This is a genomic window from Microvirga sp. RSM25, assembly GCF_044784385.1.
GTDB lineage: Bacteria > Pseudomonadota > Alphaproteobacteria > Rhizobiales > Beijerinckiaceae > Microvirga > Microvirga tunisiensis.
On record NZ_CP173039.1, the window covers coordinates 45,474 to 69,088 of the forward strand.

Here is a 23,615-nt window from a genome sequence, read left to right on the forward strand (position 1 = left end):
GGCCGGTGTGCTTCCTTAGAGGAAGCTTCGATGCCGGTGTCCGATCTGGGAGAGTCCGAATGCCGGTCTACAAGGCCCCCGTCGAAGACGTCATGTTCCTCCTGAACGACGTGTTCCCGATTGAGCGTCACAACAACCTGCCCGGCTTTGCCGATGCGACGCCCGACACGGTGGAGGCGATCCTCGCGGAGGGCGCCAAGCTTTGCGAAGAGGTCTTCGCGCCGCTGAACCTCTCCGGCGATCAGGAGGGCTGCACCCGCAATCCGGACGGATCGGTGACCACGCCGAAGGACTTCAGGCAGGCCTACGAGGCCTATGCCGCCGGCGGCTGGATGGGGCTTGCCGCGCCGGAGGAATATGGCGGACAGGGGCTTCCCTCCGTCCTCAACACCATCATGCAGGAATTCGTCTCGTCGGCGAACCTGGCGCTCGGCATGTATCCGGGCCTGACCCAGGGCGCCATCGCGGCGCTGCTGGTGCACGGCACCGAGGAGCAGAAGAAGACCTATCTGCCCAAGATGATCGAAGGCGCCTGGACCGGCACCATGAACCTCACCGAGCCCCATTGCGGCACGGATCTCGGCCTGCTCAAGACCAAGGCCGTGCCGAACGGCGACGGCTCCTATGCGATCTCGGGCACCAAGATCTTCATCTCCGCCGGCGAGCACGACATGGCGGAGAACATCGTCCATCTGGTGCTCGCCCGCATCGAAGGCGCTCCGCAAGGTACGAAGGGCATCTCGCTCTTCGTGGTGCCGAAATTCCTCGTCAACGGCGACGGATCGCTCGGCGACCGCAACGGCGTCTCCTGCGGCTCCCTCGAGCACAAGATGGGCATTCACGGCAATGCCACATGCGTGATGAACTACGACGGCGCCAAGGGCTGGCTCGTCGGTGAGGCGAACCGCGGATTGAACGCCATGTTCGTGATGATGAACGAGGCGCGCCTCGCCGTCGGCGTGCAGGGACTGTCGCAATCCGAGGTCGCCTATCAGAACGCCGTGGCTTACGCGAAGGATCGCCTGCAGGGCCGTGCGCTCACGGGGCCGAAATTCCCCGACAAGCCGGCCGATCCGATCATCGTGCATCCGGACGTGCGCCGCACGCTTCTCTCCATCAAGGCGTTCAACGAAGCGGCGCGCGCGCTCATCGTCTGGACGGGGCTGAACAGCGACATCGCGCATCGCTCCTCCGACGATGCGCAGCGCCAGACTGCCGAGGATTATATGGGCCTGATGACGCCAGTGGTGAAAGGCGTGCTCACCGATCTCGGCTTCGACAATGCCGTCAAGGCGCAGCAGATGTTCGGCGGCCATGGCTATGTCGAAGAATGGGGCATGTCGCAGTTCGTGCGCGATGCCCGCATCACACAGATCTACGAGGGCGCCAACGGCATCCAAGCCATGGACCTCGTCGGCCGCAAATTGGGCAAGGATGGCGGGCGCGCCATCACGACCTTCTTCAACGAGGTCGGCGCCTTCTGTCAGGAGAATGCCGGTGACGAGAGCCTGAAGGCCTACATCGCGCCCCTGCAGCAGGGCCTGGGCCATCTGCAGCAGGCCACTATGTGGTTCCTGCAGAACGCCATGGCGAAACCCGACAATGCCGGTGCCGGCGCGACCGACTACATGCATCTCTTCGGCCTGGTGGTCATGGGCTACATGTGGGCCAAGATGGCGAAGGCCGCGCAGGCGAGGAAGGCTCAAGGCGACGGCGTCGCCGACAGGATGGACGCCAAGCTCCTGACCGGCCGCTTCTACATGGAGCGCCTGATGCCCGAGACGGGCACGCGGCTCGCCCGCATCTCCACGGGCGCGGACACGACCATGGCGCTGCCAATGGAAGCGTTCTGATCAAACACGGCCCGGTTGGAGCATCAGCGGAAAGCCGGGACCGCATGACGAGTACACGCTCTTGAAAACGGCCCCGGATCGCGCTTCGCTTATCCGGGATGGCACATGATAATTCTGGGAGGCCTCCATGGCTGAAGCCTATATCTACGACGCCGTTCGCACCCCGCGCGGACGCGGCAAGCCGGACGGTTCGCTGCACGAGGTTCCGGCGGTCGATCTGGCCGTGACGGCGCTCGACGCCATCCGCACGCGCAACGATCTCGATCCGATGCTGGTCGAGGACGTGGTGCTGGGCTGCGTCGATCCGATCGGCGAGGCAGGGGGCGACATCGCGCGCGCGGCCGCGCTGAAGGCGGGCTTCGGCAAAGAGGTGCCGGGTGTGCAGATCAACCGTTTCTGCGCCTCGGGCCTCGATGCGGTGAATCTGGCCGCCGCGCAGGTGATGTCGGGCATGAAGGACATCGCCATCGGCGGCGGCGTCGAATCCATGAGCCGCATCGGCATGGGTGCCTCCGGCGGCGCGTGGCCTGTCGATCCGGGCATCGCCATTCCCACCTACTTCCTGCCGCAGGGCATCTCGGCGGACCTCATCGCGACGAAGTACGGTTTCACGCGCGACGATGTCGACGCCTATGCGGTCGAGTCGCAGAAGCGCGCGGCGAAGGCCTGGGACGAGGGGCGCTTTGTCAAATCCGTCGTGCCGGTGAAGGACGTGAACGGCCTCACCATCCTGTCCAAGGACGAGCACATGCGGCCTCAGACCGACATGCAGTCCCTCGGTCAGCTCAAGGCGGCCTTCGTGCAGATGGGCGAGATGGGCGGCTTTGATGCTGTGGCCATCGCTGCGCACCCGGACGTGGAATTCGTCAATCACGTGCACCATGCGGGCAACTCATCCGGCATCGTCGACGGCGCGGCCGCGGTGCTCGTCGGCAGCAAGGAAGGCGGCACGACGGCCGGACTGAAGCCTCGCGCCCGCATCAAGGGCTTTGCCTCCATCGGTTCCGATCTCGCCCTCATGCTCACCGGCCCCATCGACGTGTCGGAGCTGGCTTTGCGCAAGGCCGGCATGACGAAGGATGACATCGATCTCTTCGAGATCAACGAGGCCTTCTCGTCGGTGGTGCTGCGCTACATGCAGGCGCTCGACCTCGACCCTGCGAAGGTCAACGTGAATGGCGGCGCCATCGCCATGGGCCATCCGCTCGGCGCTACCGGCGCCATGATCCTCGGCACGGTGCTCGACGAACTGGAGCGCACCGACAAGCAGACGGCGCTGATCACGCTCTGTGTTGCCGCCGGCATGGGTACGGCAGCGATCATCGAGCGGGTTTGAAAACAGGCGGGAAGGGGATAACCACCATGACGAACTTCACCAATTTCCGCTTCGAGGTTGACGCCGACGGCATCGCGCTCGCGACCTGGGACATGCCCGGCCGTTCCATGAACGTGATCACCCCCGAGGTGATGGGCGAGCTGGAGCAGATCATCGAAGCGGTTGCCGGCGACGAGGCCATCAAGGGCTGCGTCATCACCTCCGGCAAGGAGGCTTTCTCCGGCGGCGCCGACCTCACCATGCTCCAGGGCCTCGGCGCGGAGTACGCGCGGCTCGCGAAGGAGAAGGGCGAAGAGGCCGCGATGCAGTTCTTCTTCGAGGAATCGCGCAAGCTCTCGCTGCTGTACCGCCGTCTTGAGACCAGCGGCAAGCCGTTCGCGGCGGCTGTGCATGGCGTATGCCTCGGCGGCGCTTTCGAGCTGGCGCTCGCGTGCCATTTCCGCGTGCTGTCGGATGTGGATTCCACCCGCGTCGGCCTGCCGGAGGTGAAGGTCGGGCTCTTCCCCGGCGCCGGCGGCACGCAGCGCGTGGCGCGGCTGATGCAGACTGGTGATGCCCTGCAGATGCTGTTCAAGGGCGAGCAGATCCGTCCGCTCATGGCGCGCAACATGGGCCTCGCCCACGTGGTCGCGCCGCGCGACCAGATCGTGCAGACGGCGAAGGACTGGATCAGGAGCGGTGGCTCTGCCATCGCGCCTTGGGACCAGAAGGGCTACAAGCTGCCGTCCAACAAGGTCTATTCCGCCGCCGGCATGCAGATCTGGCCCCCGGCCAACGCCATCTACCGCCGCGAGACGCAGGACAATTACCCGGCGATCCGTGCAATCCTGGAATCCGTCTATCAGGGTTTGCAGCTGCCGATGGATCTCGCCCTGAAGATAGAATCGCGCTGGTTCGCCAAGATTCTGCGTTCGAAGGAGGCGGCGGCGATGATCCGCACACTCTTCATCTCCATGCAGGATCTGAACAAGGGCGCGCGCCGGCCGAAGGATGTGCCGCCGACGAGTCTGAAGAAGGTCGGCGTCGTCGGCGCGGGCTTCATGGGCGTGAGCGTCGCTTATGTGACGGCCAATGCCGGCCTTGAGGTCGTGCTCATCGACCGCGACGTGGAAGCCGCCGAGAAGGGCAAGACACATTCGCACAAGCTCATGTCCGACCAGATCATGAAGGGCCGCGCCAAGACGGCGGATCGCGACGCGCTGCTCGCGCGCATCACGCCGTCTGCCGACTACAATGACCTGAAGGATTGCGACCTCGTCGTCGAGGCGGTGTTCGAGGATCCCAAGGTGAAGGCCGAGGTGATCCAGAAGGTGGAGGCCGCGATCCGCCCGGATTGCATCTTCGCGTCCAACACCTCGACCCTGCCGATCACGGGCCTTGCCCAGCAATCGAAGAGTCCTGGCCAGTTCATCGGCATCCATTTCTTCTCGCCGGTCGAGAAGATGATGCTCGTCGAGATCATCATGGGCAAGGAGACGGGCGACAAGGCGCTCGCCACCGCGCTCGATTACGTGCGCGCGATCAAGAAGACGCCGATCGTCGTCAACGATTCCCGCGGCTTCTTCGCCAATCGCTGCGTGCTCGCCTATATCCTCGAAGGCCATCTCATGTTCGCCGACGGACTGCCCGCGGCGATGATCGAGCAGGCCGGCAAGCAGGCCGGCATGCCGGTCGGACCGCTCTCCCTCAATGACGAGGTCGGCGTCGATCTGGGTCTCAAGATCCTGCGCGCCACGAAAGCGCAATTGGGTGAGACGGCCATCGTGCCGGAGCAGGAGGAACTTCTCACGACGCTAGTAGAGAAGGAAGGCCGGCTCGGCCGCAAGAACCGCAAAGGCTTCTACGACTATCCGGAAGGTGGGCAGAAGCGCCTCTGGCCCGGCTTGAAGGATCTTCAGACGAAGCATGTGGAAGCTGAGTTTGTCGACATGCAGGAACTGAAGCAGCGCCTGCTCGTCACGCAGGCTCTGGAAGCCGCGCGTACGTTCGAGGAGGGCGTGATCACCGATCCGCGCGAGGCGGATGTGGGCTCCATCCTGGGCTTCGGATTCGCGCCCTACACGGGCGGCGCGCTCTCCTACATCGATTTCATGGGCGCGAAAGCCTTCGTGGATTTGTGCAAGAGCCTGCAGGACAAGCACGGTGATCGCTTCGCGCCGCCGCGCATTCTCCTCGACATGGCGTCAAGCGGCGAGACATTCTATGGTCGTGCCGCTGGGACGAAGAAGGCTGCCTGAGGTTTACTGGCACTCTTCATCACCGGCCTTGTGCCGGTGATCTCGTTCCGAAAGGCTCCACGCCGATCCGCTCGGAATGGCCGGGACAGACCCGGCCATGGCGGAAAGTGGGGTCAGAGGTCAAAGCTTGACCGAAGCTCTGCCGCGTCACATGAATCGAGGGTAGCGACGACCCTGAAGGAGCCTCTCCATGAAACCGCACTTCGCCATGATGGCGGGCTACAATGCGTGGTGCAACGAGCGCATCTACGATGTCGTCGCGCAGTTGCCCGATGCGGATTACCGCGCGGATCGCGGGGCTTTCTTCAAATCGGTTCACGGCACTCTGAACCATCTCCTCGTCGCCGACCAAATCTGGTTGAAGCGCTTTTCCGGGCGGGGCGATGCGCCGAACCGGCTCGATGCGATCCTGTTCGAGAACCTCGATGACCTTTGGGACGCGCGTCACAGGGAAGACGAGCGGATCATCGCCTATATCGACAGCCTGTCGGAGGCCGATCTTGGCGGCCGCATCCGCTACAAGACGATTACGAACCCGGTCGAGATCGAGCAGCCGCTGGCACCGGCCCTGATCCACTTCTTCAACCATCAGACCCATCATCGCGGGCAGGTCCATGGCCTGCTCACGGGCTTCGGGCTCGAGGCGCCGTCCCTCGATCTCATCCTTTTCCAGCGCAAGTCCGGCATGGGTCTGGCATGAACCTGTGGCTGCGCGTCCTTCACCTGATCATCATGTCGTTCTTCCGACCGAAGCTCGATCCGGTGCGGGACGTATCGCGCCTCACCTTCCGCGTCTGGCCGCACGACCTCGACACGTCTCTGCATATGAACAACGGGCGCTACTGGACACTCATGGATCTCGGCCGCACCGACATCATGATCCGCTCTGGCCTGTGGCGGCCTATCCTCAAGCGTGGCTGGGTGCCCGTGGTGGGCGCGGGGCAGATCCGCTTCAGGCGGGAACTGAGGCCCTTTCGCTCCTTCACTCTGGAAACCCGCATCCTCACCTGGTCCGACAGCCATGTGGTGATGGAGCACCGGCTTGTCTCGAGATCCAAGGGCGGAAGCTCTATCCTCAACGCCATCGCTCTTGTCAGGGCAGGGCTCTATGACCGCAAGGCGAGGCGCTTCGTCCCCATGGACCGCCTGCTCGGCGAGACCGGAATCAACGCCGAGGCACCCGCGGCTGCGCCCGAGGTCGAGGCTTTCCTCATGGCGGAAGAGACGTTGAAGAGCGCCGCCTGATGGTTCAAGGTGAGGCCGACGCCGTTCCGGCCCGACCAACCCCGAATCGGACCCCCATGCCTCGCATCATCGACTATTATTTCTCCCTCGTGAGCCCCTGGGCCTATATCGGCCATGCGCCCTTCATGGAGATCGCGCAGAAGCATGGGGTCGAGATCAATTACAAGCCGGTCTTCCTCGGCCGGGTTTTCTCGGAAACCGGCGGTCTGCCGCTTGCCCAGCGTCATCCGGCGCGGCAGCGCTATCGGATCCTCGAATTGCAGCGCTGGCGCGAGAAGCGCGCGTTGTCCTTCAACATCAGCCCGAAGCACTGGCCCTTCGACGTGAATCTCGCCGACCGGTTCGTCATTGCGATCACGGCCTCCGGCAAGAGCCCCGATGCCTTCCTGCGCCGCGCCTTCGCCGCCGTATGGGAGGAGGAGCGCAACCTGGGCGATCCTCTCGTTCTGAGCGTAATCGCGGAGCAGGCGGGCCTCGACTCGTCCGCCCTCATGGATGTGGTGACCGGCAGCACCACCGAGGCGATTTACGCTCTCAACCTCGAAAATGCCGTCGCTGGCGACGTCTTCGGTTCGCCCGCCTATGTGCTCGACGGCGAGGTGTTCTGGGGGCAGGACCGGCTCGAACTGCTCGACGATGCGTTGAGCTCCGGCCGCGCGCCCTACACGCCGAACCCCTGAACGTACCATGAGACAGGCGACCATCGGCCTTATCGGCGGCATGAGCTGGGAAAGCTCGGCCGAGTATTACCGCATCATCAATCGGGAGATGAATCGGCGGCTCGGCGGCGTGCACTCGGCGCAATGCCTGATGTATTCCGTCGATTTCGAAGGGATCAAGCGGCTTCAGCACGAGGGCGATTGGGAGCGCCTCGCGGAGGCGATGAAGGAGGCCGCGGTGCGGCTGGAGTGCGGCGGGGCGGACTTCATCGTTCTGTGCACCAACACCATGCACCGCGTCGCCGACGCGATCGCGGCGTCCGTGAGCATTCCAACGCTGCACATCGCCGATCCCACGGCCGACAAGATCAAGGCTGCAGGCTTTCAACGTATCGGACTCCTCGGCACGGCCTTCACCATGGAGCAGGATTTCTACAAGGGCCGCCTGCAGCAGCGCCATGGGCTCGAGGTCATCGTGCCGGACGAAAACGACCGGCGGATCGTGCACGAGATCATCTACAAGGAGCTCGTGCTCGGACAGATCAGGCCGGAATCGCGGCAGGCCTATCGGGCGATCATCGCGCGTCTGATCGAGAGCGGCGCGCAGGCCGTGATCCTCGGATGCACCGAGATCATGCTGCTGGTCTCCGACGAGGACAGCGCCGTGCCGCTGTTCGACACGACGACGATCCATGCGTTGGCGGCTGTCGATTGGGCTTTGAAACCGACGAAGGGTCTATAAGACCGATTTCACTCCGGCGTCATGGCCGGGCTTGGCCCGGCCATCCACGTCTTCGAAACCACAGCAGTTTCAAGACGTGAATGCCCGCAGCACCTGCGGGCATGCCGGGAAGACGGCACTCACTCCGCCGCGACCTTCGTCGCCCGCCATTGCGTCAGAAGCGCCCGCAAGGCTGCCGGCTTCAGCGGCTTGTTGAGCACGTGGATGTTCATCGCGGCGGCGGCGTCGCGCACGGCGGGCGTGCGGTCGGCGGTCACGAGCACGGCGGGCGTGTCGACCTGGGTCTTCCAGCGCAGGGCCTTGATGAGTTCGAGGCCGTCCGTGTCGTCGAGGTGATAATCGGCGATGATCACCTCCGGCAGGGCCTTGTGCGTTCTCAGTGCCCGATGTGCGGTCTCGAGATCGGACGCCGTCCAGGTATCGCAGCCCCAGCCCGAAAGAAGCAGGCGCATGCCTTCGATGATGGCCGGCTCGTTGTCTATGACGAGGACGCGCAGGCCCGACAGCACCGTCGCGGCAGGCTTGGGCAGTTCGGGTGTTGCGGCGGTTGCCGGAAGAGCCGCCACCACCGGCATCTCGACCCGGAACACCGAGCCGCGCCCCACTTCCGAATTCAACGTGATCGGATGCTTGAGCACGCGGCCGATGCGCTCGACGATGGAGAGGCCGAGGCCGAGACCGCGCGCGGCCTTCATGCCCTGATCGAGTCGCTGGAACTCGCGGAACACGATGCGCTGCTTCGACGGCGGAATGCCGAGGCCCGTATCCCACACCTCCAGCACGAGATGACCGCCGCGCCGGCGTCCGCCGACGATCACGCGGCCCGACGGCGTGTACTTGATCGCGTTGGAGATCAGGTTCTGCAGCAGGCGCCGCATCAGGCGCCGGTCGGAGCGCACCGTCAGGGAGGAGTGGACAAAAGTGAGTTTCAGGTCCTTGTTGCGGGCAACAGGCTCGAATTCCCGCTGCAACTGGCGGAACAGTTCATCGATACGGAAGCTCGACCATTGCGGCTTCATGGCGCCCGTGTCGAGGCGCGAGATGTCGAGGATCGCCGTGAGGATTTCCTCCACCGCATCGAGCGAGGCGTCGATGTTCTCGGCAAGCAACCCATCGCCCGCCTCGCGATCCCGCTCCACGAGCGAGACCGCGTAGAGCCGCGCCGCGTTGAGCGGCTGCAGAATGTCGTGCGAGGCGGCGGCGAGAAAGCGGGTCTTGGAGATGTTCGCCTCGTCGGCCTCGGCCTTGGCGCTTCTCAGTGCTTCGTTGAGACGCGTCAATTCCTCGGTTCGCTCGCGCACGCGCTGCTCCAGGGTCTCGTTCGCACGGCGGCTCGCCTCCTCGGCCAGAACGGTTTCGGTCACGTCCGTGTAGGTGGTCACGTGGCCGCCATCGGGGAGCGGATTCGAGCGGATCTCGATGACCTTGCCGGAGGGATAGAGCCTGAGGCGCACGGGCTCCACATCGTGGCGAAAGGAGTGGAGGCGAGCGGCGACGAGTTCGTCGATCCTGCCGGGTCCGTACGATCCGCGCGAGGCATTGTAATGAACGATGCGTTCCATGCTGATGCCGACGTGAACGAAATTGGGCGGCATGTCGTAGAGATCGATGAAGGCCTGGTTCCATGCAAGCAGGCGCAGGTCGCTGTCGAGCACGGTGATGCCCTGCTTGGCATAGTTGAGCGCATGCTGGAGAAGATCGCGACTGTGCTGGATCGCCGCGGAGGCATCGTCGAGCAGCTTGAGAGCCGCTTCCGTGGAAACGGTGCGCCGGCGCAGCAGCAGCGACAGCGCCAGGCGCGACGATGCCGTGCCGATCGCCGAGGCCAGGAGGTGTTCCGCATAACGCAGAAGATGGACATCGGCTTCCGCACGCGGCTCCAGATTCTGTCCACGGCTATGGGTGAAGCCCTCGAAGGAGCGGTTCGTCCGCTCCTCGCCGAGGTAGCGGGCGACGGTGGCGCGCAACTCGCCGACGGTGACGCTGGCGCGGAACAGGCGGAAGCTCGGTGCCGCAGAGGCGGCCGCCTCGCCCAGGAAGACATTGGCCTGGATCTGCTCCATCGCGGTCACCGGCCGCCACAGCGAGAAGCCGATATAGCAGATAATGTTGAGCGTGAGACTCCAGACGACGCCGTGGGTGAGTTGCGGCAGGTCGACGCCAAACAGGGATGTGGGCTTGAGAGCGGTGATGCCGAACGGGCCGGTGACGACCACGTCGGACCAGAACACGCCATCCCAGACGAGGCTCGGGAGGAGAAGCGTGTAGGCCCAGGTGAGGAAGCCGACGACGAGCCCGACGCTGGCGCCGAGCGCCGTGCCGCGTGACCAGATGAGCCCACCGAGAAAGGCGGGCGCGACCTGCGCGATGGCCGCGAAGGACAAGAGGCCGATGGCCGCAAGCGCCGCTTCACCGGAGGCGCGGTAATAGACATAGCCGAGGAGAATGACGAGAACGATGGAGATGCGCCGCACGCCGATCACGAAGCTGCCCGGATCGACGCCCGCAAAGGCGCGCCGCCGCAGGACGATGGGCATGACGAGATGGTTCGAGATCATCACCGCCACGGCGACGGAATCGACGATGACCATGGCCGTCGCGGCCGAGAACCCGCCGAGGAAGGCGAGAACCGCGACGGTGCCCGCCTTGTCGCTGAGCGGCAGCGCCAGCAGGGTCATGTCGCGGTCGATGGTGCCTTCGGGAAACGAGCCGAGGCCTGCAAGCGCGATCGGGATCACAAAGAGGTTGATGAGGACCAGATAGAGCGGAAACAGCCAGGCGGTGCGCTTCAGATCCGCGATGTCGTGATTCTCGACCACCGTCACGTGGAACTGTCGCGGCAGGAGAAGCGCCGCGCAGGTCGAGAGCAGGATGAGGGTGATGTAGCTGCCGAACCCCGAGGTTCGTCCCATCAGGTCCGCGCTGGTCCCCTGCGCATGGAGCCGCTGCACGATGGCATCGTAGCCGTCGAACATCACGAAGGTGATGTAGACGCCGACGACCAGGAAGGCGATGAGCTTCACCACCGACTCGATGGAGATCGCCAGAAGGAGCCCGTTCTGGTGCTCGGTCGCATCCGTGTGGCGGGTGCCGAACGCGACGGCGAAGCCCGCCAGCACGAGGGCGACGACGAAGGCGAGATCGCCGATGAAGGGAAGCTGCGACGGAAACGCCTCGTTGGCCGCACCCAGGAACACGTCGAGCGAGGACGAGACCGCTTTCAATTGCAGCGCGATATACGGAATGGAGCCGACGAGCGCGATCAGGCTGACCAGGGCGGCGACCCGCTCGCTCTTGCCGTAGCGAGCCGCGACGAAGTCGGCGATGGAGGAAATGTTCTGCGTCTTCGCCACCCTGACGATCCGGGCAACGAGGGGATAGCCGAGGCCGATGACGAGGATCGGGCCGATATAGATGGCGAGGAAGTCGAAGCCGGAATGGCTCGCAAGCCCCACCGATCCGAAGAAGGTCCAAGACGTGCAATAGACCGCAAGCGCAAGGGCCGCGATGGTGGAGCGGGCCGGGCCCTGAATGAAGCGCCGCCCGCCGCCGTCGCCCCAATGGGCCACTGTGAACAGGAAGCAGAGATAAACCAGCGCCGACAACACGACGGCCCAGGTGGCAACCATAGGCTCAACCCTCGCAAGCAAATGTAAAATAGCTTTAGCGGGTTAAGGGCGTGAAAGCCATGGCGGGTGCAGTCACAGGTCCCGGTCCCATTCCGGCTCCGGCCCGAAGCGTTCGGCCAGGAACGCCACGAAGGCGCGGACCTTGGCCGGAGCCTGTCGGCCCGAGGGCAGGACGGCATGGATGGCGGGCTCATAGGTCGGATAGTTGCTCAAAACTGGAACGAGGCTGCCCTCGCGCAGACTGTCGCCCACGATAAAGGTGGGCTGATAGATCAGCCCCTGTCCGGCGACGGCTGCAGCCAGCAGGGCGTCGCCGTTGTTGGCCCGCAGATTGCCCTGGATCGGCACCACGATATCGCCGTCGATGCCGAACGCCCACCGGTTCGCCCCGATGACGCTCGGCAGGGTATAGCCGAGGCAATTGTGTTGGGCGAGATCGTCCACGGTTTGCGGGATTCCGTGCTGCTTCAGATAAGCGGGAGAGGCGCAGATGATGGTTCGGCAGGCGGCGAGTCGCCGCGCGACGAGGCTCGAATCCTTCAGCCGCCCGATCCGGATCGCCAGATCCCATCCCTCCTCCATGAGATCGACATAGCGGTCGGCCAAGCCGAGGTCGAACGAGACGGCTGGATAAAGCCGGCTGAACTCGGTGAGAGCCGGGACGACCTGCCGGAAGCCAAAGGTGAGGGGAACGTTGAGCCGCAGCGTTCCCCTCGGCTCGACGCGGTCGAGGCTCGCGGAGGCCTCCGCCTCCTCGATCTCGGCGAGAATGCGCTCGCAGGCGGTGAGATAGTTCCGGCCGCCCTCCGTCAGCACCAGCTTGCGCGTGGACCGGTGCAGCAGTTTGACGCCGAGCCGGTCTTCGAGGGCTGCCACATGCTTCGTCACCATGGTCTGAGACAGGTCGAGGGCGCGCGCCGCCGCCGAGAAACTGCCGAGCGTCGCGACGCGAACGAAGACCTGCATGCCGGTAACGCGGTCGAGCATCGCAACGATCTCACTCTCTTGGTGTGAAGTGATATTCTGAAGTAAGGATTATCATATTCTGAGTTTGAGATTATAGGGGAGGACCCAATTCAGGAGATCTCCCATGGTCGATACCCGCACCGCTCCCTACGCCGCCCTGATCCTGCGCATCACGCTCGGAATCCTGTTCCTCGCCCACGCGGGCCTCAAGGTCTTCGTGTTCACGCCGGCTGGCGCGGCCCAATTCTTCGGCAGCCTCGGCCTGCCTCCGGCCCTGGCCTACCTGACCATTGCGGCCGAAACGGCCGGTGGTATTGCCCTCATCGTCGGGTTCTTCACCCGTTGGGTCTCGCTGGCCCTGATCCCGGTCCTTCTCGGCGCCATTGCATTCGTCCACGGCCCGGCCGGGTTCTTCTTCAACAATCCGAATGGCGGCTGGGAATACCTGGCGTTCTGGATCGCCGCTCTCGTGACGCAGGCTCTCCTGGGCGACGGCGCCCTTGCGGTGCGGGCCGGATCGGCGAAGACTGCTCCGGCGTTGTCCACGCGTTCAGCCTGAGGCACCCTCATGGTCAAGCCCATTTCCCATGAAGTCACCGGAACGCCGGTGGCACGCCCCATCGATCCCGGCGTCAGGATCGGCCATGTTCACCTGAAGGTCGCCGATCTCGAACGCTCGCTTGCCTTCTATTGCGGCGTACTCGGCTTCGAGTTGATCCAGCGCTACGGCACCCAGGCCGCCTTCGTCTCGGCGGGCGGCTATCATCACCACATCGGCCTGAATACCTGGGAGAGCAAGGGCGGCTCCCCACCGCCTCCCGGCACCACGGGCCTCTATCATGTGGCGATCCTCTATCCGACGCGGGCAGCCCTCGCCGATGCCCTCTATCGGCTGGCCCAGGCTGGCATTCCCCTGCAAGGCGCGAGCGACCACGGGGTGAGCGAGGCGCTCTACCTGAGCGATCCCGACGGCAACGGAATCGAGCTCTATGTCGACCGCCCGCAAGACCAGTGGCCGAGAACCGCCGACGGCGAACTCGCGATGGTCACACAGCGCCTCGACCTGCAGGATCTTTTGGCCAGCCGGGAAGCTTGACGAAATTCCCAGATCGGGCAGCTTTAGCTTGGGACTAAGCAAAGAGGTGCGGTCATGTGGAATGAATTCAAGCAATTCGCCCTGCGCGGCAATGTGGTCGATCTTGCCATCGGCATTATCATCGGTGCTGCCTTCGGCAGGATCGTGGATTCTCTCGTCGGCGACATCTTCATGCCCATCATCGGGGCCGTCACTGGCGGCCTTGACTTCTCGAACTACTTCACGGCCCTGACAGGCAACATCACGGCGGGGTCGCTCGACGAAGCCAAGAAGCAGGGGGCCGTGCTCGGTTGGGGCAATTTCATCACGGTCGCCATCAACTTCGCCATCATTGCCTGGATCCTCTTCCTCCTGGTCAAGGGTATGAACCGCCTGCGCCGCGCGGAGGATGCGAAGACCGGGACGGCAGATAAGCCTGCGGAAATTCCGGCCGACGTGAAGCTGCTGACGGAGATCCGCGACCTCTTGAAGACTGGCCGGACAGCCTGAAACCTATCACCGGTTTCGATTGGATCCTTCGTCTTTTGTCATAAGACGCGTTCGAGGCTTGCCTTGAGCGGGCGAACGGGCCATCCCTGTCCGCCTGTCTTTCGAGGAAATCTCCGATGAATGCGTCCGTCTCGATTCCATCCGTTCTCAGCCTGCGCCCCGAAGCGGAGCAGGCGCCGACGAGCGGGATCGTCGACGTCTTCAGCTACGGCCGCTTGAAGCCCGGTATCATCCCGCTCTGGGTGGGCGAGGGCGATCTGCCGACGCCGTCCTTCATTTGCGAAGCAGCCGCCCAATCGCTCGCGAAGGGCGAGACCTTCTACACCTACCAGCGCGGCATTCCCGAACTGCGCCAGGCCATCGCCGGCTACCACGAGCAGGTCTATGGCAAGGCCTTCGATCCCGAGCGCTTCTTCGTCACCTCGGGCGGCATGCCCGCGATGCAACTCGCCTTCCGCATGCTGGCCGGCAACGACGACGAGGTCCTGGTTCCGACGCCCGCCTGGCCGAATTTCGCCGGTGCGATCACGATTGCCGGTGCACGGCCGGTCGCGGTGCCAATGACGATCGACGCCAAAGGCTGGCATCTCGATTTCGAGCGGCTCGAAAAGGCGATCACGCCGCGCACCCGCGTCCTCGTTATCAACTCGCCCTCGAATCCCACCGGATGGGTTGCAAGCCATGCGGATCTTCGCACCGTGCTTGACCTCGCCCGTCGCCATGGGCTCTGGATCGTGGCGGACGAGATCTATGGTCGCTTCGTCCACGACCCGGCGCTTTCCATCGATGGACGCACGCCGTCCTTCCGCGATGTGATGGAGCCCGAGGACAAGATCCTCTTCGTCCAGACCTTTTCGAAGAACTGGGCCATGACCGGCTGGCGCCTCGGCTGGCTGGAGGCCCCGCTGGCTTTGGGCCAGGTCATCGAGAACCTCGTGCAGTACCAGACCTCCGGAACGCCGGTCTTCATCCAGCGCGCAGGCGTCGCCGCCATCGAGCAGGGTGAGAGCTTCCTGGCCGACCAGATCGCCAAGGCACGCTACGGACGGGAAATCGTCGGACGCTTGGCGGAGACGGGCCTCGTGGAACTGCCGCCGCCGAGCGGGGCCTTTTACGCCTTCCTGAAGATCAAGGGCGCGACGAACTCGAAGGACATCGCCTTCCGGCTCATCGACGAGGCCAATGTCGGCCTCGCGCCGGGCTCTGCCTTCGGGGAAGCCGGTGAGGGCTACCTGCGTCTGTGCTACCTGCGCAGGCCCGAGGATGTGGAAGAAGCAGTCCGCCGCATCAGCGAGGCCCTGCCAAGGCTCGTGGCCTGAGCCTGGTTCTCTACGGAGGCGGGATCACACCCTTCTTCAGGATGAAGCAGCCGTAGAAGCGGCGCTCGCCTGTTGCGACGATGGCATAGGCCTTTTTCGCGCGCTCATAGAACGCAAAGCGTTCGACCGAACCCATCGGCCAAGTGTCGCGTCCGGCATCGCGTTGCGCCACCGCATCAATCGCGGCCTGGGCCTCCTGCTGAATGGCCGGGAGTTCGTCAGGATTGCCGACGACCTCCATGCGCTCTGCGGCATATTCGACGAAGCTGTCGAGCGGCATCAGCGAGAGGACGGCACGGATGGCCTGGGGCGAGCCGATATTGTCCGTGCGGATCAACCGGCCGTAGGTCGTCTGGCGCGCGATGGAATCGGCGGGAAAATTGGCATCGCAGATCACGAGATCATCGCCATGGCCCATGGCCTGGAGCACATACAGCAGATCCGCATTGAGCGCCGGGTCGATTCCGTGCAGCACCGTTTCCTCCACGTCTTGTTTGAGTGAGCGCAATCTCAGCAGGCTTTTAAGATCTCTGCAATGCTCACTCTTTGATAGCGCACCGTTCGGTGCGGAAACCGGGGTCATTGTTCCGCACGATGCGCTAGGCACGGGCAGACCGTGACCGCATGGCATCTGCGCACCACCGGCATTTGACGCGACGGTGAAGGACGTTCATGAGCAGAGCCGTGATGCGTCTCGTCCTCGCCCATCTCATCCAGATCCTGGTTGCCGCTCTCGGCGGGTTCGTCTTCCACGGGCTCGGCGTTCCGGCCGCTTGGCTGTCGGGCTCGGCTATCGCGGCCACGCTCTGGGGCCTCACCGGTTGGGCCGTGCCCCTGCCGAAGGCGCTTGCCGATGCCGCCATGCTGACCTCCGGCGCCGCCATGGGGGCAGCGGTCTCGCCGGCCGCCATCGCCGCCATGGGCCGCTATCCGGGCAGCCTCATCCTCCTTGTCATCGGCGTCGTGGCGATCTCGGCCGCCTCGACTGCCTGGCTCACGCGCATGTCGGGCTGGCGCAAGGCCGATGCGGTGCTGGCCTCCGTGCCCGGTGCCCTCTCGACTGTTCTGGCGGTGGCCGCCGACCGGAACGCGGAGGTCGCCTCCATCGCCATCGTGCAGAACTTCCGTCTCTTCGTCCTCATCGCGCTCCTGCCGAGCCTCGTCGTTGTCACGGGCGGCGGGGGTAATGGCGGCGCTCTGATCGGGGAGGGGCTTCCCATCGAGAGCCCGGAGGGCATGGCCTTCATTCTTCTCGGCGGGCTCGCTCTGGGGACGGTGTTCAACCGGCTGAAAGTGGCCGCTCCGATCCTGCTCGGCGCTACCATCGTCAGTTCCGTCAGCCATGGCACTGAATGGGTGACGGGCGTCATCCCTCCGGTCATCGCCACGGGCGGCCTCGTGCTGATCGGGCTCTTCATCGCCGAACGGTTCCGCAATCTCCAGCGCTCGACCCTGAGGCGAGCGCTGGTGGCGGCTTTCGGATCTTTCACGGTCGGCATGGTGGTGGCCGCGCTCTTCGCAGGTGTCGCGGCCTGGCTCGCAGGGGTCAGCTTCGCCAACGGACTCGTGGCCTTCGCCCCCGGTGGACTCGAAGCCATGACCGTGCTGGCGCTGATCCTCGGACTCGATCCGCTCTATGTGGGCATCCACCACCTCGTTCGCTTCCTGGGCATCGGACTGGTTCTGCCGCTTCTCATCGCGTGGCTGCAACGACGCCAGCCGGAAGCCGCGGAATAGGCCATTACGATCTCCCGCTCCGCAGCCGCTCGACCGCCTCCATGCGTGGCTTGGCGGTGTCCCACAGGTGTTTGGTGACGGCCGCGACGAGCGCCTCCGTCAGGAGCAGGAGACCGGTGGACGAGTCCCAGTTGGAGGGCGCCACGATGTGCGCCGGCAGCACGTGCCGGGCGACGCGGGCGATGGGTGAGAGCCAGGGATCGGTGAGAAGAACGACCGTCGCGCCCTGCTTCGCGGCCGTCTCGCACAGCGCCGTGACATCCTCCTGATAGCGGCGGATGTCGAAGGCGACGATCACGTCCTTGCGGCCGATCTCGATCAGCCGGTCGCGCCAGAGGACGGGCTGGCCTTCGATGAAATCCACGTGGCTGCGCACGATGCGGAAATGGCTCTCGGCATAGCGCGCGAGCGCCCCGGTGAAGCGCCCTCCGGTAAAATGGATGTGTCGGCGCGGATCCGACAGCAGCGCCACGACCGCGTCAAATTCCGCCGGGGCGATGTTCTCCACCGTCGCCCGCAAGTTCCCGATGACGGCTTCCGCAAAGGAAGCGAGCGCCGGCGCACCCTGGCCCTTGTCGGAGGGACCCGCCTTGGCGAGCGGCGACAGAAGTTGGGCTTCCAGTTCTCCGCGCAGATGCTTTTGGAAATCCGGAAAGCCGCCGAAACCGAGCCGCGTGACGAATCGCAGGACTGACGGTGCGGAAATGCCGGCCCGGGAAGCGAACTCGGCCACCGTATCGAGCCCGGCGAAGGGATAATGGCTCAGGAGAAGATGGGCAGCACGCTTCTCACTGGGGGTGAAGGTATCCATCTCATGGCGGATGCGCTCGGCCAGGCTCGGTGGGTCGGTCGGAGAGGGGCGATGGTCGTCACGCATACCGGATTGATTCACACTCCCTCCTTGACGCTTTTGAAAAGCTGTATCAGAAATTTCAGAACGCGAGAAAAATAAAAGAAACGTATCAAGCGTTCAAACGGGGACTGACCTGCCTTGAGGCAGGTCAAAGGAGAACCGCATGACGCAGGCGAGTCGGAAGCCGGCCGATCTGTCCTCTGCCGCAACGGCAGAGCAGCCGGTTGCCGTCGTGGAGAATCCGCAAGGACGCTCGCCGATCCTGCTCATCTGCGAACATGCCTCCAACCGCCTTCCGGCGCGCTATGGCACCCTGGGACTCGGGCCGGCCGAGCTTGCAAGCCACATCGCCTGGGACCCCGGGGCGCTTGGCGTGGCAAAAGAACTCTCGCGCCTGCTCGATGCGCCCCTGATCCATGCCACCGTTTCGCGCCTTGTGCTCGACCTCAATCGGGAGCCGTCCGCGCCTGACTCGATCTGGACGCTCAGCGAGCGCACCACGATTCCGGGCAACGTCGATCTCGATGAGACGGAGCGGTCGACCCGCGTACGCGAGGTATACGATGCGTTTCACGGCGCGGTCGACGCCTTCGCGAAGGCCCGTAAGGCGGCGGGGCAGCTGACGGCAATCGTCTCCATCCATTCCTTCACACCGGTCTACCGGGATGTGCCGCGCCCTTGGCAGATCGGCCTGATCTTCAACCATGATGAGCGCTTTGCGCGCAGCGTCGAGGCCGGATTGAAGCAGGATCCGGCACTCGTCGTCGGCATGAACGAACCCTATTCACCAGCGGATCGGGTGTTCCACACACTCGAGCGCCACGCCGAGAGGCGCGGCCTTCCTCCGCTGATGATCGAAATCCGCAACGACCTGATCCGCACACAAGACGGACAGGCGTCGTGGGCCAATCGTCTGGCGCCGCTTTTGAGGGAGGGGGCACGGACGCTCTGATGACGGGCATGGCGCAGAATGTGCCGTGACCCGAAAGACAGAACTTCTTGGAGGATCAACTCGATGTCAGTCGGACAAGGAAGTACCGGGGTGCATGCCCCGCCGGCCGGAGCGCAGGGCTCTGCCGGCATTACCTACACCACGGTGGATGAAAGCTATTTCGAAGCGCGGCGTCTCAAGCGTCATGCCCGCGTTTGGTCGCTCTGGGCGCTCGGCGTCGGGGCGGTGATCTCGGGCCATTATTCGGGCTGGAACTTGGGTCTCGCGAATGGCTTCGGCTCGATGTTCTTCGCGACCATCATCATCGCCATCATGTATCTCGGCCTCACCTTCTCGCTCGCCGAGATGTCGCCGGCCCTGCCGCATACGGGCGGCGCCTATTCCTTCGCCCGCACCTCGATGGGGCCGTGGGCGGGATACGTCACGGGCATTGCCGAGAATATCGAGTTCGTGCTCACGCCGGCCGTGATCGTGTTCTTCATCGGCTCGTATCTGTCGGCGATCTTCGAGACGGCGCCGGCATTCCAGCCTGTCTACTGGGTGCTGTGCTACGCGCTGTTCGTCGGGCTCAACATCATCGGCGTCGAGCTCTCGTTCAAGGTCACGGTGGGCGTGACACTGGCGGCCCTCGCCGTGCTTGCCGCCTTCTATCTGTCGGTCCTGTTCTCCGGTCAGTTCGACTTCTCGCGCTGGGCGTTGAATATCGGCCCTGATGGTGCGGAGATGCCGAACGGCAACGGCCCGTTCCTGCCCATGGGCGTGGGCAGCATTCTGGCCTCACTGCCATTCGCAGTCTGGCTTTTCCTGGCCATCGAGCAGCTGCCGCTTGCGGCGGAGGAGTCGCACGATCCGCAGAGGGACATGCCCAAGGGCATCATCGCCGGTATCCTCACGCTGATCGCGTCCGCGTTCCTCGTGCTCTTCCTGAATACGGGCATCGCGCCAGGCGCCGCAGGCCTCGGCAAGTCCGGCGAGCCGTTGCTCGACGGGTTCCGCACCCTGTTCGGCACGGATATCGCGAAGATCCTGGCGGCGGTTGCGGTGATCGGGCTGATCGCTTCGTTCCACACCATCATCTTCGCCTTCGGGCGGCAGATCTATTCGCTCTCGCGGGCGGGCTACTTCCCGAGCTTCCTGTCGGTTACGCATGGCGGGCGCAAGACTCCGCATATGGCGCTGATCGCGGGCGCTGTGCTCGGTCTTGTGGTGATGCTGATCATCTGGTTCGCGCGCGGTGCCGAAGCGGGTGCCACCGTCATCGGCGGCACGCTGCTCAACATGGCGGTCGCAGGTGCGATGCTCGCCTACTTCATGCAGGGCATGTCCTATATCGTGCTCAAGAAGAAGTTCCCGAGCCTGCATCGGCCTTACACCAGCCCCTTCGGCATCGCGGGCGCGGTGATCTGCATGGTGATCGCGGCGGTGACGCTCTACTTCCAGCTGACGGACTCGGTCTTCCAGACAGCCGTCATTGGCGTCGCCATCTACTATGCGGTGATGATGGCCTATTTCCTGCTCATCGGACGCCATAAGCTCATCCTTTCGCCGGAGGAGGAGTTCGCGCTCACCAAGGGCGAGAGCGAATACAAGTCCCATTGATGCGAACCGGGAGCGCGCAGTTGTGCGCGCTCCCATTTTTCCTCTTCGGTCAAGGTTTTTCGAATGGACGCTCCCAAGATCAAGAATGCCGCCGAGGCTGCGGAATACGTGCGCAGCCGCGATCTTCCCTTCGTGAAGGTCGGCGTCGTCGACATCGACGGCATCATGCGCGGCAAGTACATGGCCCGCGACAAGTTCGAATCCGCTCTCGAGAAGGGCTTCGGCTTCTGCGACGTGGTGCTGGGGTGGGACTCCAACGATCAGCTCTACGACAACACGAAGCTCACGGGCTGGCATACGGCCTATCCGGACGCGTCGGTGCGGGTGCTGCCGGAGACCATGCGGCTCATTCCCTTCGAGAACGACCTGCCATTCTTCCTCGCCGAGTTCGACGGCTATGCGGAGGCCGCCTGTCCGCGCGGCGTGCTGCGCCGTGTGCTGAAAAAAGCGGAGGATATGGGCTTTGCCGTTTCGGCTGCAGCGGAGTTCGAGTTCTTCCTGTTCGAGGAAACGCCGCATTCCGTGCGCGAGAAGAACTATCGCGACCTGAAGAGCATCACGCCGGGCTTCTTCGGTTACTCGGTGCTGCGCTCAGGCGTTCACGCGGACTTTTATCACGAGCTTCTCGACCTCGCGAACAGGATGGATTTCGAGATTGAGGGACTGCACACGGAGACTGGCCCCGGTGTTCTGGAAGCCGCGATCCGCGTCGATGATGCCTTGAAGGCGGCCGATAAGGCGGCGTTGTTCAAGACCTACACCAAGATCCTGGCGCAGCGCCGCGGCTGGATGGCGACCTTCATGGCGAAGTGGTCGCGCGACTGGCCTGGCCAGTCCGGTCATCTGCACACCTCCTTGCGCGATATCACCTCCGGCAAGGGCGCGTTCTACGACGCACAGGCTAAGCACAACATGTCGGAAACCATGCGTTGGTTCGTCGGCGGTCAGCAGAAGCTGATGCCGGAACTGCTCGCCATGGTCGCCTGCACGGTGAACAGCTACACGCGACTGATTCCGGGCTTCTGGGCGCCGACCGATTCCGCCTGGGGTGTCGAGAACCGCACCACGGCCCTGCGCGTCATTCCAGGTTCCGAAAAATCGCAGCGCGTGGAGTACCGGGTCGCTGCCGCCGACATCAACCCGTATATCGCGCTGGCGGCCGCCATCGGCTCAGGCCTCTGGGGCATCGAGAACCGAATCGATCCGGGTGAGCCCATCGAAGGCAATGCCTATGCGGTCGAGCATCCCAAGGAGCGGGCCCTGCCGCGCTCCCTCGGCGAGGCCGCCGAGCGTCTGAAGGGCTCCAAGGCTGCGCGTGAACTCTTCGGCGACACCTTCGTCGAGCATTATGCGGCCACGCGCGAATGGGAAGAGCGTGAGGCCCGCAAGGCCATCACCGATTGGCAACTCGCCCGCTACTTCGAGATCATCTAAAAGATTCATCCAGACTCAAAGCACAGGAGAAGACCATGATTCCCTGGAATCATGGTCTTTCAGACATAACATCATGGCCGATACCGATATCGTCTGCATTTCCCCCATCGACGGACGCGAGCTCGTCCGCCGTCCCATCATGTCAGAGGCTGCCATCGATGCCGCTATTGCTTCGGCGCGAGGGGCGCAAAAGGCGTGGCGAAACACCTCGCTGTCGGAGCGTGCCGGCAAGGTCTCCGCCTTCCTCGACGCGTTGCTTGCGATGAACCAGGAAGTGGTGCCCGAAATCGCCCAGCAGATGGGCCGCCCGGTGCGTTATGGCGGCGAGTTCCGCGGGGTCGAGGAGCGCGCGCGCCACATGATCGGGATTGCGGAGAAGAGCCTGCAGCCCATCCCGGCCGACGATGAGAAGCCGGGCTTTCGCCGCATGATTAAGCGCGAGCCCGTGGGTCTCGTGCTGGTCATCGCACCCTGGAACTATCCCTATCTCACCGCCATCAACACCATCGTGCCGGCGCTCATGGCCGGCAACGCGGTGCTCTTGAAGCACGCCTCGCAGACGGTGCTCGCCGGCGAGCGCTTTCAGATGGCAATGGACCGGGCGGGCATGCCGAAGGGCCTGTTCCAGAACCTGCACCTGAGTCACGACCAGACGAGCCGCATCCTGGGCTCCGGTCTTGTCGATCACTGCAATTTCACCGGCTCCGTCTCCGGCGGCCGTGCCATCGAGCGCGCAGCAGCAGGCACGTTCACCTCGCTCGGCCTCGAACTCGGCGGAAAGGATCCGGCCTATGTGCGCGAGGATGCCAATATCGATCATGCCATCGAGAACCTCGTGGATGGCGCGTTCTTCAACTCGGGCCAGTGCTGCTGCGGCATCGAGCGCATCTACGTTCACGAGAAGCATTACGACCGCTTCGTCGAGGGCGCGATCGATCTCGTGAACACATACGTGCTCGGCAATCCGCTCGACGAGACGACGACGCTCGGCCCGATGGCGCACAAGCGCTTCGCCGACCTGGTGCGCCAGCAGAACGCGGAAGCGGTGGCAAAGGGCGCGAAGGCCCATATTGACGCCAAGAAGTTCCCGGCCGATGTCGGTAATTCCGCCTACCTCGCGCCGCAGGTGCTCACCGACGTCGACCACGCCATGAGCGTCATGCGCGAGGAGAGCTTCGGCCCGACCGTCGGCATCATGAAGGTGAAGGGCGACGAGGAGGCGATCCGCCTCATGAACGACTCGCCCTACGGCCTCTCCGCCGCCATCTGGACCTCGGATGTCGATGCGGCGGAAGCCATCGGCGAGAAGCTGGAGACCGGCACCGTCTTCATGAACCGCTGCGACTATCTCGATCCCGCGCTCGCCTGGACCGGCGTGAAGGACACCGGCCGCGGCGCGAGCCTTTCGCGGCTGGCCTACGAGGCCCTCACCCGTCCGAAATCCTACCACCTCCGTCAGATCTGATTGC

The 23,615-nt window shown here is 64.2% G+C and carries 20 protein-coding genes; 16 read left to right on the forward strand and 4 right to left on the reverse strand.

Annotation, left to right across the window (positions count from 1 at the left end):
* The first annotated feature begins 59 nt into the window (after nucleotides 1-59).
* The 7 genes from ACD578_RS00215 to ACD578_RS00245 all read left to right on the forward strand — a co-directional run bounded on the left by ACD578_RS00215 (nucleotide 60) and on the right by ACD578_RS00245 (nucleotide 8,072).
* The gene (locus ACD578_RS00215) at nucleotides 60-1,853 is read left to right on the forward strand and encodes an acyl-CoA dehydrogenase C-terminal domain-containing protein (protein WP_404289820.1); all 1,794 of its coding nucleotides are present in this window, start codon (nucleotides 60-62) and stop codon (nucleotides 1,851-1,853) included.
* 127 nt (nucleotides 1,854-1,980) lie between these two features.
* Nucleotides 1,981-3,189 (forward strand): acetyl-CoA C-acetyltransferase, encoded by a 1,209-nt coding sequence (locus ACD578_RS00220; RefSeq protein WP_404289822.1) that lies wholly within the window; start codon nucleotides 1,981-1,983, stop codon nucleotides 3,187-3,189.
* A 26-nt stretch (nucleotides 3,190-3,215) separates the two neighbouring features.
* Nucleotides 3,216-5,426, forward strand: coding sequence for an FAD-dependent oxidoreductase (locus ACD578_RS00225; RefSeq protein WP_404289824.1), 2,211 nt, complete (start codon nucleotides 3,216-3,218; stop codon nucleotides 5,424-5,426).
* Between the two features lie 190 nt (nucleotides 5,427-5,616).
* Nucleotides 5,617-6,126 carry a DinB family protein gene (locus ACD578_RS00230; RefSeq protein ID WP_404289826.1) on the forward strand — a complete coding sequence of 170 codons (510 nt, stop codon included), beginning with the start codon at nucleotides 5,617-5,619 and terminating at the stop codon, nucleotides 6,124-6,126.
* Entirely contained in the window at nucleotides 6,123-6,671 is a 549-nt protein-coding gene (locus tag ACD578_RS00235) for an acyl-CoA thioesterase (protein WP_404289828.1), read from the forward strand. The genes ACD578_RS00230 and ACD578_RS00235 overlap by 4 nt, the downstream gene beginning before the upstream one ends.
* 56 nt (nucleotides 6,672-6,727) lie before the next feature.
* On the forward strand, nucleotides 6,728-7,351 hold the full coding sequence (locus tag ACD578_RS00240) for a 2-hydroxychromene-2-carboxylate isomerase (protein ID WP_152710803.1): 624 nt from the start codon (nucleotides 6,728-6,730) through the stop codon (nucleotides 7,349-7,351).
* A 7-nt stretch (nucleotides 7,352-7,358) separates the two neighbouring features.
* Nucleotides 7,359-8,072: an aspartate/glutamate racemase family protein gene (locus ACD578_RS00245; protein ID WP_404289830.1), complete on the forward strand. Its 714-nt coding sequence runs from the start codon at nucleotides 7,359-7,361 to the stop codon at nucleotides 8,070-8,072.
* 119 nt (nucleotides 8,073-8,191) lie between these two features.
* On the opposite strand, the gene ACD578_RS00250 is transcribed toward ACD578_RS00245, so the two are convergent.
* On the reverse strand, nucleotides 8,192-11,701 hold the full coding sequence (locus ACD578_RS00250) for a NahK/ErcS family hybrid sensor histidine kinase/response regulator (RefSeq protein ID WP_404289832.1): 3,510 nt from the start codon (nucleotides 11,699-11,701) through the stop codon (nucleotides 8,192-8,194).
* 72 nt (nucleotides 11,702-11,773) lie between these two features.
* Complete coding sequence (locus ACD578_RS00255) at nucleotides 11,774-12,688, reverse strand: LysR family transcriptional regulator (RefSeq protein ID WP_404289834.1); 915 nt, start codon at nucleotides 12,686-12,688, stop codon at nucleotides 11,774-11,776.
* A gap of 103 nt (nucleotides 12,689-12,791) precedes the next feature.
* Here ACD578_RS00255 and ACD578_RS00260 point away from each other — a divergent pair, with 103 nt between their 5' ends.
* The 4 genes from ACD578_RS00260 to ACD578_RS00275 all read left to right on the forward strand — a co-directional run bounded on the left by ACD578_RS00260 (nucleotide 12,792) and on the right by ACD578_RS00275 (nucleotide 15,571).
* Nucleotides 12,792-13,226 (forward strand): DoxX family protein, encoded by a 435-nt coding sequence (locus ACD578_RS00260; protein ID WP_152710797.1) that lies wholly within the window; start codon nucleotides 12,792-12,794, stop codon nucleotides 13,224-13,226.
* Nucleotides 13,227-13,235: 9 nt separating this feature from the next.
* Nucleotides 13,236-13,763 (forward strand): VOC family protein, encoded by a 528-nt coding sequence (locus tag ACD578_RS00265; protein WP_404289836.1) that lies wholly within the window; start codon nucleotides 13,236-13,238, stop codon nucleotides 13,761-13,763.
* A 54-nt stretch (nucleotides 13,764-13,817) separates the two neighbouring features.
* Nucleotides 13,818-14,252, forward strand: a complete 435-nt coding sequence (mscL, locus tag ACD578_RS00270) for a large conductance mechanosensitive channel protein MscL (protein ID WP_152710793.1) — start codon at nucleotides 13,818-13,820, stop codon at nucleotides 14,250-14,252.
* A 116-nt stretch (nucleotides 14,253-14,368) separates the two neighbouring features.
* Nucleotides 14,369-15,571, forward strand: a complete 1,203-nt coding sequence (locus tag ACD578_RS00275; protein WP_404289839.1) for a pyridoxal phosphate-dependent aminotransferase — start codon at nucleotides 14,369-14,371, stop codon at nucleotides 15,569-15,571.
* A gap of 10 nt (nucleotides 15,572-15,581) precedes the next feature.
* Here ACD578_RS00275 and ACD578_RS00280 read toward each other — a convergent pair whose 3' ends face one another.
* Nucleotides 15,582-16,046, reverse strand: a complete 465-nt coding sequence (locus ACD578_RS00280; protein ID WP_404289841.1) for an RbsD/FucU family protein — start codon at nucleotides 16,044-16,046, stop codon at nucleotides 15,582-15,584.
* 197 nt (nucleotides 16,047-16,243) lie between these two features.
* On the opposite strand from ACD578_RS00280, the gene ACD578_RS00285 reads away from it, so the two are divergent.
* Nucleotides 16,244-17,308, forward strand: coding sequence for an AbrB family transcriptional regulator (locus ACD578_RS00285; RefSeq protein ID WP_404289843.1), 1,065 nt, complete (start codon nucleotides 16,244-16,246; stop codon nucleotides 17,306-17,308).
* Nucleotides 17,309-17,312: 4 nt separating this feature from the next.
* On the opposite strand, the gene ACD578_RS00290 is transcribed toward ACD578_RS00285, so the two are convergent.
* Entirely contained in the window at nucleotides 17,313-18,200 is an 888-nt protein-coding gene (locus tag ACD578_RS00290) for a MurR/RpiR family transcriptional regulator (RefSeq protein ID WP_404289845.1), read from the reverse strand.
* 124 nt (nucleotides 18,201-18,324) lie between these two features.
* Here ACD578_RS00290 and ACD578_RS00295 point away from each other — a divergent pair, with 124 nt between their 5' ends.
* The 4 genes from ACD578_RS00295 (at nucleotide 18,325) to ACD578_RS00310 (ending at nucleotide 23,611) form a co-directional block, all read left to right on the forward strand.
* Nucleotides 18,325-19,113 carry an N-formylglutamate amidohydrolase gene (locus tag ACD578_RS00295; RefSeq protein WP_404289847.1) on the forward strand — a complete coding sequence of 263 codons (789 nt, stop codon included), beginning with the start codon at nucleotides 18,325-18,327 and terminating at the stop codon, nucleotides 19,111-19,113.
* A 63-nt stretch (nucleotides 19,114-19,176) separates the two neighbouring features.
* Nucleotides 19,177-20,712 carry an amino acid permease gene (locus tag ACD578_RS00300; protein WP_404289849.1) on the forward strand — a complete coding sequence of 512 codons (1,536 nt, stop codon included), beginning with the start codon at nucleotides 19,177-19,179 and terminating at the stop codon, nucleotides 20,710-20,712.
* A gap of 63 nt (nucleotides 20,713-20,775) precedes the next feature.
* Entirely contained in the window at nucleotides 20,776-22,146 is a 1,371-nt protein-coding gene (locus tag ACD578_RS00305; protein ID WP_404289851.1) for a glutamine synthetase family protein, read from the forward strand.
* Between the two features lie 73 nt (nucleotides 22,147-22,219).
* Nucleotides 22,220-23,611 carry an aldehyde dehydrogenase family protein gene (locus tag ACD578_RS00310; protein WP_404289853.1) on the forward strand — a complete coding sequence of 464 codons (1,392 nt, stop codon included), beginning with the start codon at nucleotides 22,220-22,222 and terminating at the stop codon, nucleotides 23,609-23,611.
* Nucleotides 23,612-23,615 lie beyond the last annotated feature (4 nt).

Excerpts from the sequence above, each read along its gene's own strand:
- ACD578_RS00275 (WP_404289839.1), top strand. The coding sequence starts at position 14,369 with ATGAATGCGTCCGTCTCGATTCCATCCGTTCTCAGCCTGCGCCCCGAA.
- ACD578_RS00215 (WP_404289820.1), top strand. The coding sequence starts at position 60 with ATGCCGGTCTACAAGGCCCCCGTCGAAGACGTCATGTTCCTCCTGAAC.
- ACD578_RS00295 (WP_404289847.1), top strand. The coding sequence starts at position 18,325 with ATGACGCAGGCGAGTCGGAAGCCGGCCGATCTGTCCTCTGCCGCAACG.
- ACD578_RS00230 (WP_404289826.1), top strand. The coding sequence starts at position 5,617 with ATGAAACCGCACTTCGCCATGATGGCGGGCTACAATGCGTGGTGCAAC.
- ACD578_RS00250 (WP_404289832.1), bottom strand. The coding sequence starts at position 11,701 with ATGGTTGCCACCTGGGCCGTCGTGTTGTCGGCGCTGGTTTATCTCTGC.
- ACD578_RS00285 (WP_404289843.1), top strand. The coding sequence starts at position 16,244 with ATGAGCAGAGCCGTGATGCGTCTCGTCCTCGCCCATCTCATCCAGATC.
- ACD578_RS00240 (WP_152710803.1), top strand. The coding sequence starts at position 6,728 with ATGCCTCGCATCATCGACTATTATTTCTCCCTCGTGAGCCCCTGGGCC.
- ACD578_RS00220 (WP_404289822.1), top strand. The coding sequence starts at position 1,981 with ATGGCTGAAGCCTATATCTACGACGCCGTTCGCACCCCGCGCGGACGC.
- ACD578_RS00300 (WP_404289849.1), top strand. The coding sequence starts at position 19,177 with ATGTCAGTCGGACAAGGAAGTACCGGGGTGCATGCCCCGCCGGCCGGA.
- ACD578_RS00260 (WP_152710797.1), top strand. The coding sequence starts at position 12,792 with ATGGTCGATACCCGCACCGCTCCCTACGCCGCCCTGATCCTGCGCATC.
- ACD578_RS00255 (WP_404289834.1), bottom strand. The coding sequence starts at position 12,688 with ATGCTCGACCGCGTTACCGGCATGCAGGTCTTCGTTCGCGTCGCGACG.
- mscL (WP_152710793.1), top strand. The coding sequence starts at position 13,818 with ATGTGGAATGAATTCAAGCAATTCGCCCTGCGCGGCAATGTGGTCGAT.
- ACD578_RS00225 (WP_404289824.1), top strand. The coding sequence starts at position 3,216 with ATGACGAACTTCACCAATTTCCGCTTCGAGGTTGACGCCGACGGCATC.
- ACD578_RS00310 (WP_404289853.1), top strand. The coding sequence starts at position 22,220 with ATGGCCGATACCGATATCGTCTGCATTTCCCCCATCGACGGACGCGAG.
- ACD578_RS00265 (WP_404289836.1), top strand. The coding sequence starts at position 13,236 with ATGGTCAAGCCCATTTCCCATGAAGTCACCGGAACGCCGGTGGCACGC.
- ACD578_RS00305 (WP_404289851.1), top strand. The coding sequence starts at position 20,776 with ATGGACGCTCCCAAGATCAAGAATGCCGCCGAGGCTGCGGAATACGTG.
- ACD578_RS00235 (WP_404289828.1), top strand. The coding sequence starts at position 6,123 with ATGAACCTGTGGCTGCGCGTCCTTCACCTGATCATCATGTCGTTCTTC.
- ACD578_RS00245 (WP_404289830.1), top strand. The coding sequence starts at position 7,359 with ATGAGACAGGCGACCATCGGCCTTATCGGCGGCATGAGCTGGGAAAGC.